General features: G+C 44.1%; 17 protein-coding genes. 7 read left to right on the top strand and 10 right to left on the bottom strand.

The features are described from left to right. The 4 genes from OCU36_RS05435 to pspA all read right to left on the bottom strand — a co-directional run bounded on the left by OCU36_RS05435 (window position 1) and on the right by pspA (window position 2,491). Window positions 1–1,035, bottom strand: coding sequence for an efflux RND transporter periplasmic adaptor subunit (locus OCU36_RS05435; protein WP_261839380.1), 1,035 nt, complete (start codon window positions 1,033–1,035; stop codon window positions 1–3). 157 nt (window positions 1,036–1,192) lie between these two features. Continuing rightward, window positions 1,193–1,579 carry an envelope stress response membrane protein PspC gene (gene pspC, locus OCU36_RS05430; RefSeq protein WP_261839379.1) on the bottom strand — a complete coding sequence of 129 codons (387 nt, stop codon included), beginning with the start codon at window positions 1,577–1,579 and terminating at the stop codon, window positions 1,193–1,195. Continuing rightward, the gene (gene pspB / locus OCU36_RS05425) at window positions 1,572–1,805 is read right to left on the bottom strand and encodes an envelope stress response membrane protein PspB (protein ID WP_261839378.1); all 234 of its coding nucleotides are present in this window, start codon (window positions 1,803–1,805) and stop codon (window positions 1,572–1,574) included. The genes pspC and pspB overlap by 8 nt, the downstream gene beginning before the upstream one ends. A 14-nt stretch (window positions 1,806–1,819) precedes the next feature. Further along, window positions 1,820–2,491 carry a phage shock protein PspA gene (pspA, locus tag OCU36_RS05420; protein ID WP_261839377.1) on the bottom strand — a complete coding sequence of 224 codons (672 nt, stop codon included), beginning with the start codon at window positions 2,489–2,491 and terminating at the stop codon, window positions 1,820–1,822. A 300-nt stretch (window positions 2,492–2,791) separates the two neighbouring features. Between pspA and pspF the strand changes: the two genes are divergently transcribed. From pspF to OCU36_RS05390, 6 genes are all read left to right on the top strand, one after another. Continuing rightward, entirely contained in the window at window positions 2,792–3,814 is a 1,023-nt protein-coding gene (pspF, locus tag OCU36_RS05415) for a phage shock protein operon transcriptional activator (RefSeq protein ID WP_261839376.1), read from the top strand. Window positions 3,815–3,916: 102 nt separating this feature from the next. Next, window positions 3,917–5,539: an ABC transporter substrate-binding protein SapA gene (gene sapA, locus OCU36_RS05410; RefSeq protein ID WP_261839375.1), complete on the top strand. Its 1,623-nt coding sequence runs from the start codon at window positions 3,917–3,919 to the stop codon at window positions 5,537–5,539. Beyond that, on the top strand, window positions 5,539–6,501 hold the full coding sequence (locus OCU36_RS05405) for an ABC transporter permease (protein WP_261839374.1): 963 nt from the start codon (window positions 5,539–5,541) through the stop codon (window positions 6,499–6,501). The genes sapA and OCU36_RS05405 overlap by 1 nt, the downstream gene beginning before the upstream one ends. Continuing rightward, window positions 6,488–7,375, top strand: coding sequence for a putrescine export ABC transporter permease SapC (sapC, locus tag OCU36_RS05400; RefSeq protein ID WP_261839373.1), 888 nt, complete (start codon window positions 6,488–6,490; stop codon window positions 7,373–7,375). The genes OCU36_RS05405 and sapC overlap by 14 nt, the downstream gene beginning before the upstream one ends. After that, on the top strand, window positions 7,375–8,373 hold the full coding sequence (locus OCU36_RS05395; RefSeq protein ID WP_261839372.1) for a peptide ABC transporter ATP-binding protein: 999 nt from the start codon (window positions 7,375–7,377) through the stop codon (window positions 8,371–8,373). Before sapC ends, OCU36_RS05395 begins: the two co-directional genes overlap by 1 nt. Continuing rightward, a complete protein-coding gene (locus OCU36_RS05390; RefSeq protein ID WP_261839371.1) occupies window positions 8,373–9,161 on the top strand; it encodes a peptide ABC transporter ATP-binding protein in 789 nt (262 codons plus the stop codon). Before OCU36_RS05395 ends, OCU36_RS05390 begins: the two co-directional genes overlap by 1 nt. A gap of 161 nt (window positions 9,162–9,322) precedes the next feature. Here OCU36_RS05390 and OCU36_RS05385 read toward each other — a convergent pair whose 3' ends face one another. From OCU36_RS05385 to torE, 5 genes are all read right to left on the bottom strand, one after another. Then, window positions 9,323–9,712, bottom strand: a complete 390-nt coding sequence (locus OCU36_RS05385; protein WP_004734596.1) for a DUF2750 domain-containing protein — start codon at window positions 9,710–9,712, stop codon at window positions 9,323–9,325. A 149-nt stretch (window positions 9,713–9,861) separates the two neighbouring features. After that, window positions 9,862–10,767 (bottom strand): manganese-dependent inorganic pyrophosphatase, encoded by a 906-nt coding sequence (locus OCU36_RS05380; protein ID WP_017060302.1) that lies wholly within the window; start codon window positions 10,765–10,767, stop codon window positions 9,862–9,864. Window positions 10,768–10,983: 216 nt separating this feature from the next. Continuing rightward, complete coding sequence (gene torA, locus OCU36_RS05375) at window positions 10,984–13,446, bottom strand: trimethylamine-N-oxide reductase TorA (protein WP_261839370.1); 2,463 nt, start codon at window positions 13,444–13,446, stop codon at window positions 10,984–10,986. 24 nt (window positions 13,447–13,470) lie between these two features. After that, window positions 13,471–14,652, bottom strand: coding sequence for a pentaheme c-type cytochrome TorC (gene torC / locus OCU36_RS05370; protein ID WP_261839369.1), 1,182 nt, complete (start codon window positions 14,650–14,652; stop codon window positions 13,471–13,473). Between the two features lie 52 nt (window positions 14,653–14,704). Next, the gene (torE, locus tag OCU36_RS05365) at window positions 14,705–14,887 is read right to left on the bottom strand and encodes a trimethylamine N-oxide reductase system protein TorE (RefSeq protein WP_261839368.1); all 183 of its coding nucleotides are present in this window, start codon (window positions 14,885–14,887) and stop codon (window positions 14,705–14,707) included. 436 nt (window positions 14,888–15,323) lie between these two features. On the opposite strand from torE, the gene OCU36_RS05360 reads away from it, so the two are divergent. Next, the gene (locus tag OCU36_RS05360) at window positions 15,324–16,118 is read left to right on the top strand and encodes an ABC transporter permease (protein ID WP_261839367.1); all 795 of its coding nucleotides are present in this window, start codon (window positions 15,324–15,326) and stop codon (window positions 16,116–16,118) included. Between the two features lie 298 nt (window positions 16,119–16,416). Here OCU36_RS05360 and focA read toward each other — a convergent pair whose 3' ends face one another. Continuing rightward, the gene (focA, locus tag OCU36_RS05355) at window positions 16,417–17,259 is read right to left on the bottom strand and encodes a formate transporter FocA (protein WP_261839366.1); all 843 of its coding nucleotides are present in this window, start codon (window positions 17,257–17,259) and stop codon (window positions 16,417–16,419) included. Window positions 17,260–17,414: the final 155 nt, after the last annotated feature.

The raw sequence follows: 17,414 nt of genomic DNA, 5'->3' as shown, positions 1-17,414 counted from the left end.
TTATAGCCCCCTCTCCTTGATCCACTCACGAACTTTGACACCCGCTTCAAGACCATTAACACCCGAAACCACAACACGATCGCCATCGTTTAGACCTGACACAATATGACGCTTGTCATCAATCACAATGGGCACGTTTTCAACAATGCCGTCACTATTCACGCGCCATACTGACACCTCATCTCCATTGGTCATCATTGCCGACGTTGGAATTTTCGTCGCCGCTGTTAGTGCTGAAACCAAATTAACCGTGCCAGACATGCCCGGCAAAATACCGACATCATTGGGTCTTTCCATGACCATGGTGACTTTGTATGAGCCCGTTTTCGGATCAGCTTCAGTATCGATTTCTTGGAACGTTAGAACGTAAGAATTGTCAGGGAACGCATCAAATACCATCGTAGCATCCGTCTCAAACCCTGAAGAAAAGCGTGTAATAAGTTGATCGGGCAATAAGAAGACGACTTTGAGTATTTGATTGGTTTGAATATTCATTACGCCTTGTTTAGCTGCAATGTATTCATGATTTTCAGCTGGAATAATAGAGATGGTGCCATCGTACGGTGCAACGAGAGTGGTGTAGCGAAGGTTTGCTTTGGCCTGGTTAAACAGGGCTCTTGCCGAATTGTGATTGGCTTTCGCTTGATCAAAATCTTGCTCCGACACCACACGATCTTTACGTAACTTGATGGAACGTTGATATTGAACATCAGCAAGCTTAAAGTTGGCTCTCGCTTGCTTCTCGAGTAGTTGGTATTCATCAGGATTAAGCGTTGCAAGTCTATCGCCCTTGCTAACCCTTTGCCCAGAAGTGACGTCGATGGTTTGCAATAACCCTGGGACACGAAATGCAAGCACTGCCTTATCACCGGCTTCAGTGGTCGCAGGAAAGGAACGCTCAAAGGCATTGTTGCCCACTGAGACAGTGAAAAGTTTAGCGGGTCTAGAATCGGGGTCAGGTACGGGAGGAAGCTTCTTACCACACCCAGACAACCCCAATAAGGTTGCCAATAGGACAGCGTAGGCTCTATACATTGATGTTGATCCATATTAATACGTATTATTACAACATAGATTAATCAAATGTAAGTTACCAGTTATCACAATGTTTATTTAGACAAAATTATTAAAAAAAATAACGGCTTGGGATAAATTTTCCTAAACCATTATCAATTCATTTTAAGATGTTCCGCTACATGTCTTTAAATGCGCGTTCAACGTTGAAAGTATCTGAGGTTACGTAAGCTTCTATATTACGCGTACGAGTCTCTAACTGTTGAAAGTCACTCTCTAACGTATCCAATAATGATTCTGCTGTCTGGCCTTTCTCCCACGGTTTTTGCTTGAGCGTGTGCTCTTGTTTCGCTTTCATTTTATCGACGTAACGAGCAGGCTGTTTTTCAATCATCAATGTCAAAGCTAAATACGCGAGCAAGACAAGGAAACTGCCGCCCAAGAGCGCGGCTGAAATCACTAAAATTCGAACCAACCAAACTTCAAGGCCAAAGTAGTTCGCTAAACCCGCACATACGCCAGACAATTTGCCGTTAATGGGATCCCGATACAGTTCTCTATTCATAGTTTCGTCTCCAGTTAGGCGACTCCGCATCCAATATTTTTTCTAGTGTTTTCACGCGTTCTTGCATCGATTCAGCTTGCGCAGAAAGCTTATGCAGGCGCTGAAGATCTTTCTCTGACAGACCGTTACTGGATTTTTTCTTGCTGCGGTAATGTAAGAATAGCCATAGCGGAGCCACAAAGATCAAGAAGACTATTAATGGACCTGCAATTAGAAATGTTGACATAGAAAACTCCTAAATTATTGATCGCGTTTTTCAACTTGTTGCTTCAATTTCGCCAACTCTTTTTCGATTTCATCTTGAGCTTGTAGCTCAGCAAACTCTTGATCTAAAGATTTGGCATTACCCGTTTTGGCGTAAACGTCCGCTTCCGCTTCTAATTCATCCACTTTACGCGAGAATTGCTCAAATTTGGTCATTGCTTCTTGGGTTTTGCTTGAATGCAGATGTTTTTGAACATCACGACGATTGCTCGCAGCATGATTACGGATCATTAATGCTTGCTGTTTCGCACGAGTTTCGGCAATTTTAGTTTCAAGTTTGCCAATCTCGCTGGTGAGCTTTTCGATGGTTTCATGAACCAAAGTTTGCTCTGTGTGAAAGCTTTTGATGATCTCTTCCAGTTTCTGTTTTTCGATTAAAGCCGCTCTTGCCAGATCTTCACGTTGCTTGATTAGCGCTAGGGTCGCTTTGTTTTGCCAATCGAGAATCTGAGTTTCGATAGCGTCTACTTTGCGCGCAAGCTCTTTCTTATCCGCGATGGCTTTTGCCGAATTCGTTCGAACCTCAACCAGTGTGTCTTCCATCTCTTGGATAATCAGGCGAATCATCTTTTCAGGATCTTCAGCCTTATCTAATAATGCACTGATGTTTGAATTTACTATGTCTGCAAAGCGAGAAAAAATACCCATGAGGAACTCCTTAATAACCATAATGACAAATGTGTTTAAAATCGTGATTCAACAGATCCACTCACTCGCCCATAATTTAAGCTGTTGTTTAAAGCTACTTTAAGTAAAGCAAATAGTGCGCCAAACTTTAAACCTAGTATTATCATTGTGTTACAATCAAATGGTAATACGCTCTAACCATGCTATGATGAATTTAGCCAAGTATTGGTTTTTTTCACCACTGCTCTCTTATTTCAAGCGATTCAAATAAAGCACGCTCAACACATATCCATTCGCGCTCAAGTCTCACAAGGACCCACTATGCAGCAGAATCTTATCGGTGAATCCCCTAGCTTTCTCTCTGTTTTAGATAAAGTGTCTCAACTCGCCCCCATCGAAAGACCCATTTTGATTATTGGAGAGCGCGGGACGGGTAAAGAGCTGATTGCTCAAAGGTTGCATTACCTTTCGAGGCGCTGGGATCACCCCTTGATCGCCTTAAACTGTTCAACGCTTAGCGAAGGCTTGATTGATTCTGAATTGTTTGGTCACGAATCAGGGGCATTTACCGGTTCAAAAGGTCGCCATCAAGGGCGTTTCGAAAGAGCAGAAAACGGAACCCTATTTTTGGATGAGTTAGCAACAACGCCACTTGCCGTTCAAGAAAAGCTATTGCGCGTGATTGAATATGGTCAGTACGAGCGTGTTGGAGGCCAAAAAGTATTAAGTGCCAATGTGAGGCTAGTCTGTGCCACCAACGCCGACTTACCCGCAATGGCACTTAAAGGAGAATTTAGGCCTGACCTTTTAGACAGGCTAGCTTTTGATGTCATTACCATACCGCCTCTTCGTGAAAGAAAAGAAGATATCACCTTGCTTGCCGAGTATTACGCCATCAAAATGTGTAGAGAACTCGAACTGGATCTCTTTGTTGGCTTTGCGCCATCGGCAGTGAGCGCATTGCTCGATTACTCATGGCCCGGAAACGTTCGAGAACTCAAAAACGTGGTAGAGCGCGCGATCTACCAACATGGCAAGAACCCCTACCCTATTGAATACTTGGTCTTTAATCCATTTCAGCCACCATGGAAGCGTGACCAAGATTTCGCTCAGACAATTGGCAATGAGCCAACCAACAACCATACTTCATCAGAGAACTCTTTTTCTTTGCCTCTCGACTATAAAGCTTGGCAAGAACAACAAGATATTCAACTGCTCAATCAAGCCTTAGCACAAAGTAAGTATAACCAGAAACAAGCCGCTGAATTACTTGGGTTAACCTACAACCAATTAAGAGGAATGGTGAGGAAGTACGCGATTGTTGGACAAGCAAACGATAAATAGCAACCCACACGGGATTATTATTTGGAGCCGAATAAATATAATGTTAAATTATCCGGATCTTGAGGCTTCTCTTGTGCCTCGTTTCGAAAAGTATTTCTTTTTATGAAAGCACTAATAAGACTATCACTAAGTATCTTGACGCTGAGCTTGTTAGCAGGATGTGGTGAGAGCGTAGATCACGATAAAATTCGTGAAAAAGGGTTCATTTATTGCGGTCAAGGCGATCCTAGTACTTTCAACCCGCAATTGGTTGATAGTGGCATCACTTCAGAATCGTTAAGCCCTCAAATCTTCGATACCTTGCTCATCCTGGATCCGATGACCTACCGACCAAAAGAGAACTTGGCAAGCCGTTGGTCTGTTGATGAGTCAGGTACAGAGTACACCTTCACTCTTCGCCCTAATGTTGCGTTCCAAACCACGGAATGGTTTACCCCTACCCGCAGTATGAACGCTCAAGATGTCGTTTTTAGTTTTAAACGCATTATTGATAATTCGAACCCATTCCATTATGTGGGGGGGGGCTTGTACCCTTGGTTTGCAGGAATCGACTTCCAAAATCTAATTGTCGATGTCACAGCGCTTGACGATTTAACCGTAAAATTTCAACTAAGCCATCCAGACAACTCATTTCTCAACAATATAGCCACCAGCTACGCGGTCATTCACTCTAAAGAATACGCTGATAAACTGATCGTTGCGGACGAGAAAAATGAGATCGATTCCAAGCCTGTCGGCACCGGTCCTTTCTACTTAGATGAATACAAAATCAATGACTTAGTGCGCCTGAAAAAGAACAAGAATTATTGGAAGGGTGACGTGAAAATGGACCAAGTTGTATTCGACACGTCACAACGTGGAACGGGCACGCTGGCTAAGCTTCTTCGCCATGAATGTGATGTATTAAATTCACCCATTTCTAGCCAGATCCCCATTATTCAAGCGAATAAAGAGTTACAAATATCGGTGACGCCTGCTGTTAATGTCTCTTTTATTGCGCTTAATACCGAACGCCCAGCACTGCGGGATTCTCGAGTCCGTAAAGCACTAAACTTGGCCATCAACCGTCAAAATATTCTTGACTCGGTTTACTACGGTACGGGCACTAAAGCATATTCATTACTGCCTCCTACCTCTTGGGCATATCAAAAAGACAGCGTACAAGTTCGCTATGACCGAAACTACGCAGTAGCACTGCTTAAAGACGCGGGAGTTAAACCCGGATTAGAACTGTCAATGTGGGTGCCTCTAGAGCCTAGAGCTTACAACCCTAGTCCGAGAAAAACGGCAGAGTTGATCCAAGCGAACTTGGCAGATATCGGTATCACCTTGAAGCTCTACACTGACGATCGCTTCGATCGCACCCAGCTTTCCTCTATTGGTTCAACAGACCTACTTCTCACAGGTTGGATCGGTAATACCGGTGACCCCGATAATTTCTTGCGCCCTCTGCTCTCATGCAGTTCTGAACGCGCCGGACTCAATGTCTCGATGTGGTGTAATTCTGACTTTGATTTCCTTCTAGATTTGGCGCTGGAGATCAATCAACATAGGCACCGTGCAAACTTATATTATCAAGCCCAAAATATATTGAATGAAGAAGTTCCTGTGATCCCCCTCGCTCACGGTGTGCAATTTCGTGTACACGATAGTTCACTGACTGGCTTCAAACAGAGCCCGTTCAATGCTCAACCTTTTGATAACGTCAGAAGAGAGGTGAACTGATGTTTTGGTATACATTAAGACGAGTCAATTTATTTATTATTACTCTTGCGATCCTCACTTTAGTTGGCTTCTCTTTGTTAAGACTAGGCCAACAATCACCTTGGGCAATTCAAGATTTCTGGCCTGGTTGGATTAGCTATATAACGGAATTATCGACACTGAATTTTGGCCTCAGTAAACATAATGTACCAATTATCGATGAACTCGCGGTCGTCTTCCCCGCAACGCTAGAACTGTGCTTCTTTGCCTTTGTGCTCGCACTCTTCGTCGGGATACCTTTTGGTACTATTGCTGGTATGAGACAAGGAAAATTTGTCGATACAACCATCTCGTTTACCTCTATGGCTGGCTACTCTGCGCCTATATTTTGGGTCGCCTTGCTCATGATCATGGTATTTTCGCTCCATTTTAAAATATTTCCCGTTGGTGGCCGGTACGATCTGCTTTATGAGATTGAACACGTCACAGGGTTTGCAATTGTTGATGCGTTTTTCTCAGAGGGTCGATACCGAGCACAAGCATTGCAAAGTGTTATCGAACATATGGCCTTACCTTGCCTCGTGTTAGCATTAGCGCCAACGACTCAGGTTATTCGACTGATGCGTGCATCAGTGGCCGAGGTAATGAAACAAAACTACATCCGCGCTGCACGAATTAAAGGTCTTTCAACAAGAGAGATCGTCACGCAGCACGTATTAAGAAATGCGATCCCACCTATCATTCCGAAGGTCGGTGTTCAGCTATCGAGTATGTTAACACTCGCAATCATCACCGAATCTATCTTTAACTGGCCAGGGATTGGACGCTGGTTATTGGATGCGCTATCTAATCAAGATTACGTTTCGATTCAAGCTGGCGTCATTGTGGTAGGTACCCTAGTGTTGACTGCAAACATTCTCTCAGATCTGTTAGGCGCAATGGTGAATCCACTGGTAAGGAAGGAATGGTATGCTAACAAATAACGTCTACCAAGAAGAACAAGTTCCTACCCAGTTTGAACGTTTCTGGCGCAGTTTCCGTGCCAACAATCTCGCCATGTTTGGGTTGTGGTGCTTAATCATCATAATCCTAGTGACGGTCACTTCGCCTTGGTTAGCACCCCATGACTCTCAAGAACAAACCGGGCACCTTTTGACCCCTCCATCTTGGGATCCAACGGGTACAGTTGAATATTTTCTCGGCACTGATGATTTGGGCAGAGATATACTGTCTCGGCTGATTATCGGTTCCCAGTTAACCTTTGGTGCCGCTGTTATCATTACTTTCATCGCAGCTGTAATCGGGTGTCTGATTGGTGTCCTCGCCGGCATGACTCGTGGCCTCGTATCAAGCACGCTCAACCACTTGCTTGATACTGTGATGTCGATTCCCTCTCTGTTACTCGCGATTATTTTTGTCGCGTTTCTTGGCCTTGGTGAATTTAATATTTTGCTTGCCATATGTTTGGCATTGATACCGCGATTTATTCGTTCGGTCTACATTGCCGTACATGCAGAAGTCGAGAAAGATTATATTCTGGCCTCTCGACTTGATGGAGCAAACAATTTCTATCTGCTTTGGAACTCTATCGTTCCTAATATTCTCACCGTCATAGCCCTTGAAATTACGTTGGCACTGTCAGTGGCGATTCTCGACATCACAGCTTTAGGCTTCTTAGGCCTTGGCGCCCAAGCTCCAAGTGCTGAGTGGGGAGCGATCTTAGGGGATTCAGTGGAGCTGATTTACCTTGCACCATGGACAGTGACTCTGCCCGGCCTCGCTATTATGTTCACAGTGATTGTGGTCAACCTTGTCGGTGAAGGTGTTCGCCAAGCACTAAATGCAGGAATCGAATAATGCCGTTACTTGACATTCGACATCTGACTATTGAGATTGAAACCCCTCAGGGGATGGTTCGAGCCGTCGACCGAATGAGTATTACTCTGAATGAAGGGGAAATTCGCGGTCTCGTTGGTGAATCTGGCTCAGGTAAAAGTTTGGTCGCGAAAGCCATTGTTGGGGTTTGTAAAGAGGGCTGGAAAGTCTCTGCTGACCGAATGCGCTTAGGTAATATCGATCTGCTACAACTGACTCCAAAAGAGCGACGTCGAGTGATTGCGCGCGATATTGCGATGATCTTCCAAGAGCCTTCCTCTTGTCTTGACCCCTCAGAAAAAGTGGGACATCAACTGATAGAAGCAATACCATCTTACGCGTTTGACGGGCGCTGGTGGCAACGATTTAAATGGCGTAAAAAACAGGCCATCGCGCTACTGCATAAAGTCGGTATCAAGCATCACTCACGTTTAATGGACAGTTACCCTTATGAGTTAACAGACGGTGAGTGTCAAAAGGTCATGATCGCAATGGCTATTGCCGCAAAACCGAAAGTACTGATAGCCGATGAGCCTACCAACGATTTAGACCCTATAACCCAGTCTCAAATATTGCGTCTATTGAGCCGAATGAACCAGGTCAATAACACGACCATCATACTGATCGGCCATGATTTAACGACTATCACTCAATGGGCAACTCGCATTACCGTGATGTACTGTGGTCAATCGGTCGAATCAGCTGATACTCAGAAACTCTTAGAGACACCAAAGCACCCTTATACTGTCGCATTACTAAAAGCGATGCCCGATTTTAATGACTGGATCCCTCACAAAGAAAAGCTTCAGTCATTGCCAGGGTCGATTCCGCCACTGCAACATTTGCCGATTGGCTGTCGATTGGGACCCCGTTGTCCATACGCACAGAGACAGTGTGTAGAGATCCCATATACTCAACGAATCAAAAATCATAAGTTCAATTGTCACTTCCCTTTGAATATGGAGAAGAAAAAGAAATAATGAGTGCCTTATTAGAAGTCAGTGACTTATCTAAAAACTTTACAACTCGCTCTGGTCTTTTCCGCAAAAAGATTCATCAGGTAGTAAAACCGGTAAGCTTTACTTTGGAAGCCGGACAGACGATTGGTTTTATCGGACAAAATGGTTCTGGTAAGTCAACATTAGCAAGAATGCTGGCGGGGATGGTTGAGCCGACAGGTGGCGAGATCCGCGTGAATGGAGAAAAGCTCGAACACAAAGATTACTCGACTCGTTGTAAGCTCATTCGTATGATCTTCCAGGATCCGAATACATCATTAAACCCACGAATTCAAATTGGCCGCATTCTTGAAGGCCCCTTAAAGCGAAACACCAATATGTCTTCGGAAGCTCGAATGCATCGTGTAAAAGATACATTATTACGCGTTGGCCTGTTACCTGAACACGCTTATTTCTATCCTCAAATGCTTGCTGCAGGCCAGAAACAAAGGGTATGTTTGGCGCGAGCTTTGATTCTTCAGCCCTCAATCATTGTTGCTGACGAAGCATTGAATGGGTTGGATATGGCGATGCGCTCACAGATAATCAATCTCTTCTTAGAACTGCAAGAAGAGATGGGCGTATCATTCGTGTATGTATCTCAACATATTGGAATTATTAAACATATCACCGATAAAATCATCGTTATGCACGAAGGTCACGTCGTGGAAGCAGGTGAAACTCAACAGGTGTTGTCTCAACCGAACCATCAGATCACACAAAGACTAGTGGAAAGCCATTTCTTCAAAGCACCGAACCATAACCTATAGCCCCTCCCCCTCCATCACCATAACAATTAAAGTTTAGGGAAAAATCTATGCTGTATCAATGGATTGGGTATTAACGAAAATACGTTGGAAACAACCGAGATGAGATAACGGAAAGATAGCGCTGCCTAACAAAGGCAACGCTGGCTCACGATGTGACTGTATTAACGCTTAGCAGCCTGCTTTTTCAATTCGAAGTCGAACTCATCCGGGAATAAGATAACGCCTTCTTCTTGCTCGTTAGGGAATACCACAACAGCAAGCTCGTCGTCTTCTAGACCGTTGGTCCAGCGACTGTGCCATTTGTTCAACGAAATAGACTCAGCTTTACACTCAGACCAATCACCCGTTGCCCATGATTCTGCGAACTCTTGATTTGGCCATACTGGTACACAATCTTCATCTTCTGTATTCAGCATTACACAACCGTGTTCATCGGTTAAGATCCATACTTCACGGTTTGCTACGATCTCTTTCACACAGTATTTCAGGCGTTGCTCGCCGGTATACTTGTTGATTTCAGCGATTTTTTTATCGTCTAGCTGTGTAGTCATCTTGATTTCCTACTTTAGTCAGTAACTTTGTTCTTAAAGCTATTTTATGCCGAGTGTTTTTAACTTCAAACACTATCGATGAAGAAGAAAGTCTACTTCAAAGAAAAACGCCTGCTAAAGTAGCAGGCGTTTATTATTAAGCGACTTGGTTAAACAAGCTCACCTTGTAGCCAAGGCCAGCCTTGCTTCTTACGACTTAATGTATTTTCCATCATCAATACGCCGTCTTTCTCATGCTTAACCAATTTCTCAGCCCACTCACCTTTGTATAGAAGACGAGTTTGAGCAGTCGTGATGTCTGTTAGCATTACCGCAGCGAACGCTAGACCATCTTTCTCACAACGCTCTTCAAGATCCGCTTCTAGCGCTTCAATCATGCCATCTACTTGCTCAAGAGTCGCAAGTTCAACTTGACCAACAACAACATCGCGACCGTTGAATGGGTAGCCTTTCAGGTCTTTTTCTACTAGCTGTGCAGCCGATAGACCTTCGATGTTTGTCTTAGCGATTAGAAGCGCTTTAATGAATGCATCAACGTCAGTTACGCCAGCGATTTCAGCAAGCTCAGCAACGGCGTCTTTGTCTTTTTGAGTACAAGTTGGAGAAGCGAAGCCAACAGTGTCTGAAAGAATTGCAGACATCATTAGTTTAGCGATTTGTTGAGAGATTGCGTGACCTTCAATCTTGAACATGTTGAAAAGTACAGTGTTTGTACAACCCACAGGCCAGATCCAAGCTTCCATTGGGTTGACTGTCATCACGTCGCCTAGACGGTGGTGATCGACAATACCTACGATCTCTGCATCAGCAACATCATCGGGTGCTTGTGCTAGGTCTGAGTAGTCTACTAGCCAGATTTTCTCACCAGCAACAGAAGTACGAAGCTCTGGCTTTTCAGCACCAGCGACTTCTAGAATGTGTTGAGTTTCGCGGTTGATCTCGCCTTGGCGAATTGGTGTCGCTTCCTCGCCACGAGCTTTAAGAAGCTCTGTTGCAACTAACGCACTACAAATACTGTCACTATCAGGGTTTTTGTGACCAACAACTAAAATCATGTTTCTTCCTATTACACTAACAATTATGACTCTACCTATAGAGCCTCTCTTTATTAGCCACATTTTACCCTATTTTTTTAGATTGGTCATGTTTCGTAAGTTTCCCAAATAGTAACAATCGATAAAAAGGCCGGGACCACAAAAACAAAAAGCCCCTGTAAAGATACTTACAGGGGCTTTAATTCAAGCGCTAATCTTGGTTCTTAGGTGCAAGACTTAAGAAACTTCGATTGGACCACCGAATGAAGTGACTGGAGGCAGTTTGCCTTGGAACTTCTCGAAGTCTACCAAACATGTGTTTGCTGACGTTGCTTGAGCCAGTTCAGACGTACCGATATCTTGAGTCAGTGTGTTTGGATCGCCGTATGTATCTAGCGCCCCCACTTTCTCGTTGATCGGGCCGTACCAAGCACCTTCTTCGATACGAACAACACCAGGAGCGTAACTATCCATTAGAACAGCACCTGCTAGTAGTTGACCTCGGTCGTTGAACACACGTACTACATCGCCATCTTTGATGCCTTTCTTCTTGGCATCTACTGGGTTGATGTAGATTGGCTCACGGCCTTGTACCGCGTAAGTCGCTCGCCACTCTTCAGATTCACACATCTGAGAGTGAAGACGCTTGTCTGGGTGACAAGATTGTAGCCAGTACGGGTGTTTATCAGAGCCTGGACCACCGTGGGAACGTTCAGATTTCTCGAACCACATTGGGTGTTCTTGACAGTGCTCGTAACCCATGTTGCCAACAGTACGGCTTGTGATTTCGATGAAACCAGAAGGCGTACCTAGTGCGTTGATCTCTGGGTCTTCACGGAATGAAGCGTGACGAGTCCATGGCTTACCTTTACCGAAGTCTAGGAAACCTTTCTCCCAGAACTCAGCAAACTCTGGCATTTCGAACTTGCCTTGGTTTTCCGCACGACATTCATCATACAGAGATTTAACCCACTGCATTTCGTCCATACCACGCGTGTAATCGTCGTAACGACCCCAACGCTTAGTCAGGCTAGACATGATCTCGAAGTCAGTCTTAGACTGGAACAGAGGATCGACTAGCTTGTGCATTGCGATCAAACCACGGCCAGAGTAGGCGCCGTAACCATCAATATCGTTACGTTCCCACTGAGTACATGCTGGCAGCACGATGTCAGAGTGACGACAAGTTGCAGTCCAAGCGAAATCAACAGCCACTACCGTTTGTAGGCTCTTGAATGCTTTACGCATCTTGTTGCGATCTTGGTGGTGGTGCCACGGGTTGTTACCACTGAAGACCATCATCTTGATGTCAGGCAGTGTCACTGTTGCGCCGTTTGCTTTGATCTTCTTACCTGGCTCTAGCAAGCTATCAACCCAACGAGCAACTGGGATTACGCGGCTGTAACCGTTATAATCTGTGTTGGTGTACTTAGGCGATTGACCTTGGTCGATATTCAGTGGGAATGAACCCGGAGCAGCGAAGCCAGTTGAAGAGACACCGATACCAGAGTAGTGGTGACCGTAAGAGATACCACCGCCAGGTAGACCAATTTGGCCAACCATTGCTGCGATAACTGCACACATCCAGTAAGGCTGTTCACCGTGCTCTTGACGCTGGATACTCCAACCAACAAGAATCTGCGTACGACCATTAACCAGCATCTTAGCGAAGTTACGGATAGAGTCCGCGCTTGCGCCACAGATAGCAGAAGCCCATTCTGGCGTCTTCTCAACTTTGTCTTTCGTTTCACCTTGAACGTACTTGATGAAGTCTTCAAAACCGAGACAGTAAGTTTCGATGAACTTCTTGTCGTATAGATCTTCGTTGTAAAGAACGTGAGCAACACCCAGCATGAACGCCACATCAGTTTGTGGGTTGATGTACATTTGCTCGTTTTCTAGGTAACGGCCTGTTTTGTTTTTAACAGGGTCAACAGAAACAACGTTGATCTCTTTGTTAGCAACTTTTTCTTTCAGCTGTTCTAGGTATGCGAACGACTCATGAGTCTCACATGTCCAACCTACTTGCAGGTTCTTAACTGGATCGTTACCCCAAAGCACAATGTTGTCACTGTTTTCGAGGATAAGTTCCCAAGATGTACCTTGTGCATAAACTTCAGTCGAACCTAGCACGTAAGGCATGATCGTTTGACCGGCACCGGTTGAGTAGTCACCGATTTTCTTCACAGAGTAACCGTGAAGTGCCATTGCACGTTGCATGTGGTTCGTACAACTGTGGAACTGACCGGTTTGTCTCCAACCTGTTTGACCGGTGTGAAGCGCCCATGGACCGTAATCTTTCTGTACGCGCTCTAACTCGCGGTAAACAAGATCTAGCGCTTCATCCCAAGTCACACGAATAAAGCGGTTGTTACCACGCGTGTCTGCGCTGTACTTATGCTTCTTCAACCAATCGAGGCGAACCATTGGGTAACGCACACGTGATGGGCTGTAGATAATACCTTTAATACCTTTCAACATCTCTGTTGGGTGCTGATCGATTTCTAGAGGTTTAATTTCTTGTACTTTACCCGCATAAACACGAGCTCGGAATGCACCCCAGTGAGAACCAGAGACTTTCCACGCGCCGTCTGTTTCTGCAGCAGACGCTGATGCCGACGCCAATAAGCTTGGACCGATAACCGATGCCGCACTTGTAGTAGCGACACCTTTCAGAAAACTTCTTCTTGTAATTGCCATTGTGTTACTCCAATTGACGTCTTATTAGTGATGGCCTTCAGAAAAATCTGATGAGTGCTTCTGTAGATACTTAAGAACAAGTGCTTCTGTATCTGTATCGAAGTTAACGAACGCAATCATACCATCTAGCATGCCTACCCAACCGTTAGCGCTGAAGTGCGCTTCATCTGGCTGTGAGTGACACGTTGAACAGTTAGATTGGTACGCTTGACCAGCTGCGTTCCAGATTGGATCGAAGTTATCAACCATAGACTCTTTCTTCATCCAAAGTGCTAGGTTAACTTCTTCCCAAGGAAGACCAGTTAGCTCATCTTCTTTCTTCTCACCAACAGTGATTACGTCACTTTGAGATACTTCTTTCGTCAAGATTGCCGTCGAGATGTTCATACCGAAGTCTTCTTGGATTACACGACCAAAGCCTTTCGCTTTACGCCAACCGTCGATCTGAACCTTGATCATGTCGCCTTTTTCGTCGATCACCGCAACTTTACTTGCAGGGCTTAGTAGACCCGCTTCAACTTCAGCCGTCTCATCTGTGTACATTGGTAGGTGACGAATTGAGATCACATCAGAACCATTTGCGTAAGATGTGTGACTTGCTACATTTTCTAGCTCACCAACAATACCGCTTGCTGCTGCCATATCTAATGGAAGGTTGTGTGCAATACCTTTATGACAGTCAACACAGCTTTGGTCACGCTCTGCCGCATTCTTCATCTGGATACGCGCTGTTGGGCGCATGTTGTCGAAATCCATTGAATCGTAGTTGTGGCAGTTTTTACACTCTAGAGATTTGTTCGAAGAGAAACGATCCCATTCGTGCTTAGCCAATTCGATACGACGAGCTTCAAATTTCTCAGGTGTATCTAGGTCACCAAAGACTTGAGCGAAGACTTCTTTAGATGCTTGCATCTTACGAGCGATTTTTGCTGTCCATTCGTGTGGAACGTGACAGTCCGGACAAGTAGCACGTACACCAGAAGTGTTTTTCCAGTGAACCGTTTCTTGCAGTTCTACGTATACATTGTCACGCATGGTGTGACAGCTTACACAGAACTCTTCTGTATTTGTGTGTTCCAGAGCTGTGTTAAAACCGCCCCAAAAAATAACACCGGCAATAAAGCCACCCATAGTGAGTACACCAAGACTGATGTGTACCGCTGGGCGAGTCATTGTGCGCCATAATTTAACTAAAAATGATTTCATGTTTAGCTCTCTTAAAAAATAGTTCTATTAAAAATGGGATAGCAAGAGGGCACTACATGCCACCATGTGCACCTGGAGGACCGAATACAAACACTTGTAGAGCCCAAACAATGAAGCCGTAACCTCCAACAAAAGCCACACTTAAGATTGGAAAGAGAACCACCGCAATGAAAAGGAAAGACTTCCATTCCAACGAACACTTTTCGCCAGTTTCAATTTTATTAACATCACTCATACATTTTGCCTATTTTGTATTTAGTAATTTCGAGTAACCCATTCTAAGGGGCTAAAGTTCTTGAGTATCTAACAGTGAATTTTAGACCATACTCAAAGAAGGGTTCAATCAAATGTCCCTTTATAGCCCTTGCTAATCAACACTTTTTTGAGGTCATCCAGAGTTGTTTTCAGTTAAACAAACTTATTAAAAAGTATTAATAAATATGAAGAATTAAGTGTTCTCTACATTTGTTAAAAAACAACAAAGAGACCACATTGATGTAACAGGAATTAGTTTTTCACCTACTAAGTATTAGTTAAAAAGGGTGAAAACCACCAATATTTTGTATCGTACTTGTTAAAGAATATAATCTGTTTTGGTCGGCAGAGAAGAAACAAAAATGCATCATTTAGCCCTTTCAGATATCATGTGTATCCACTTAAAAGGAAGCACTATGCAAAACGTTATTGATATTTCTTGGTGGCAATTATTGTTCTTCAGTTCACTTCTCTTGCTACCCATTACCATCAACCACAAGTTAAAACTCGGCCTTGGCAAAGAGGCTTCTATCAGCATAATTCGTATGGTTATTCAGCTATTTTTGGTTGGACTTTACCTAGAATACTTGTTCACCTTGAATAGTTTATGGGTCAATTTACTGTGGTTATTTGCGATGATTATCGTCGGCGCAAGCTCGATTGTTGAAAAAACTCGGCTACCAAGGAGCCTACTTTTAGCACCTGTCGCCGTTAGCCTTACGGTAACTTGTATACCGATTGTCTTGTTTATCTGCTTTTTCATCATTAAACCGACCCCTATTTTGAACGCGCAATATCTTATCCCTATCGCAGGCATGTTATTAGGGAATAGCTTGAGCAGTAATATTGTCGCTTTGCAGAACTTATTTGGTGCTTTTGACACACAGAAATCAGAATACGAAGCGGCAATTGCTTTAGGTGCCTCTCCAGCCTATGCCGCGGCGCCTTTTGTACGTACGGCGATACAAAAGGCGATGTCTCCGATTATGGCTTCTATGGCAACGACAGGCTTAGTGACGCTTCCAGGCATGATGACGGGGCAGATTTTAGGCGGGGCTTCACCAATGATTGCGATCAAGTATCAACTGATGATCATGTTGGCTATTTTCGTAATGATGAGCTGTTCTTTGGCTCTTTCACTTCACTTAACATTAAAGACATCTCTGACCAAACAAGGGCGGGTTCTCGCCCGAATACAGCCAACAAACTAGGCTCTCACTTCACAACGATCGGTTTACTCACTGAATTTGGAACAGGTTATCCACAGAAACTGTGGATAACCAAACCAATGTCGATTCTTTTTTACCCACTTTGACTCGGCAAAAGACTTATCACACTAAACCTTTCACAATTTCAGAGACATAGGCATTCTGACTGAGCTTGCACTATTGAGCCTTCACACAATAATTTAAAGCGAGGCTGACGTGGTTTTCCACAAATAAAAACGGCCTGCAATGCAGGCCGTTTTTAAAGATTATCAATCAGTATCGAGTTATCAATGCGTCTGAATTAATCACGTAAGTAGATTAACCAATACCACATACCGACAAATATGCCGCCACCGATGATATTACCCAAAGTAACAGGTAATAAGTTGTTCGTTAAAAAATCAATCAAATTCAAATCAACATAGTCCGCAGGGTTTGCACCCGTCATGGTCCAGAAAGACGCCGGAGCAAACGTTTTGATGCCTATGGCCAATGGTACTTGGAACATATTCGCAATACAGTGCTCAAAACCAGACGATACAAACATCGCAACAGGCAAAATCATGACCGTGATTTTGTCAGTCAGTGTACGTCCACTGAACGTCATCCATACTGCGATACAAACTAATACGTTACACATGATACCGAGCGCGACAGCTTGGATAAAACCATGATGCAGTTTGTGTTGGGAAATCGCCATTGCATTCAAACCAACTTGACCATGGTCGAGCATGTATTGTTTTGTCAGAAGCATGCAGGCCACTAGCAACAGCGCACCAATCAAGTTACCGATATAAACTGTAGCCCAGTTTTTAATTAACGTTTTCCAAGTGATCTTGCCGCTTGCGCGCGCCACCAACGTTAAAACAGAACTTGTAAATAGCTCCCCGCCGGTTACGACAACGAGAATCAAGCCTAAGCTAAATGCCAGGCCACCCAATAAGCGAGTCATACCCCACGGAAAATCACCAGCTCCTGTGGTTACGATAGTGTAGAACACAAACGCAATACCGATATGGATACCCGCGGAAATCGCTAAAAGAAGAGATTTCATTGGATCTTTTGTTGCTTTACCTACGCCGATATCAGCAGCGCGCTCGGCCATTTGTGGCGGTAATAGTGAGTCAAATTGGTTTAGATTCATGATAATTTACATTTTGAAACATGTTTTCGGGAGCAAGATAATCCACTCTTTCATTGCCGAATTCAAGAGCTATTTCATGCTCAAAAAGCCGTTCGCAATAAAGAAAATACAAAACCGTCAGTGGTATTGAAATTTCATACGGCTTTAATACTAAA

The organism is Vibrio artabrorum (assembly GCF_024347295.1).
In the GTDB taxonomy this organism is placed as follows: domain Bacteria; phylum Pseudomonadota; class Gammaproteobacteria; order Enterobacterales; family Vibrionaceae; genus Vibrio; species Vibrio artabrorum.
The sequence above is the reverse complement of the archived record's forward strand: the minus strand, read 5'-3'. Positions and strand labels throughout refer to the sequence as shown.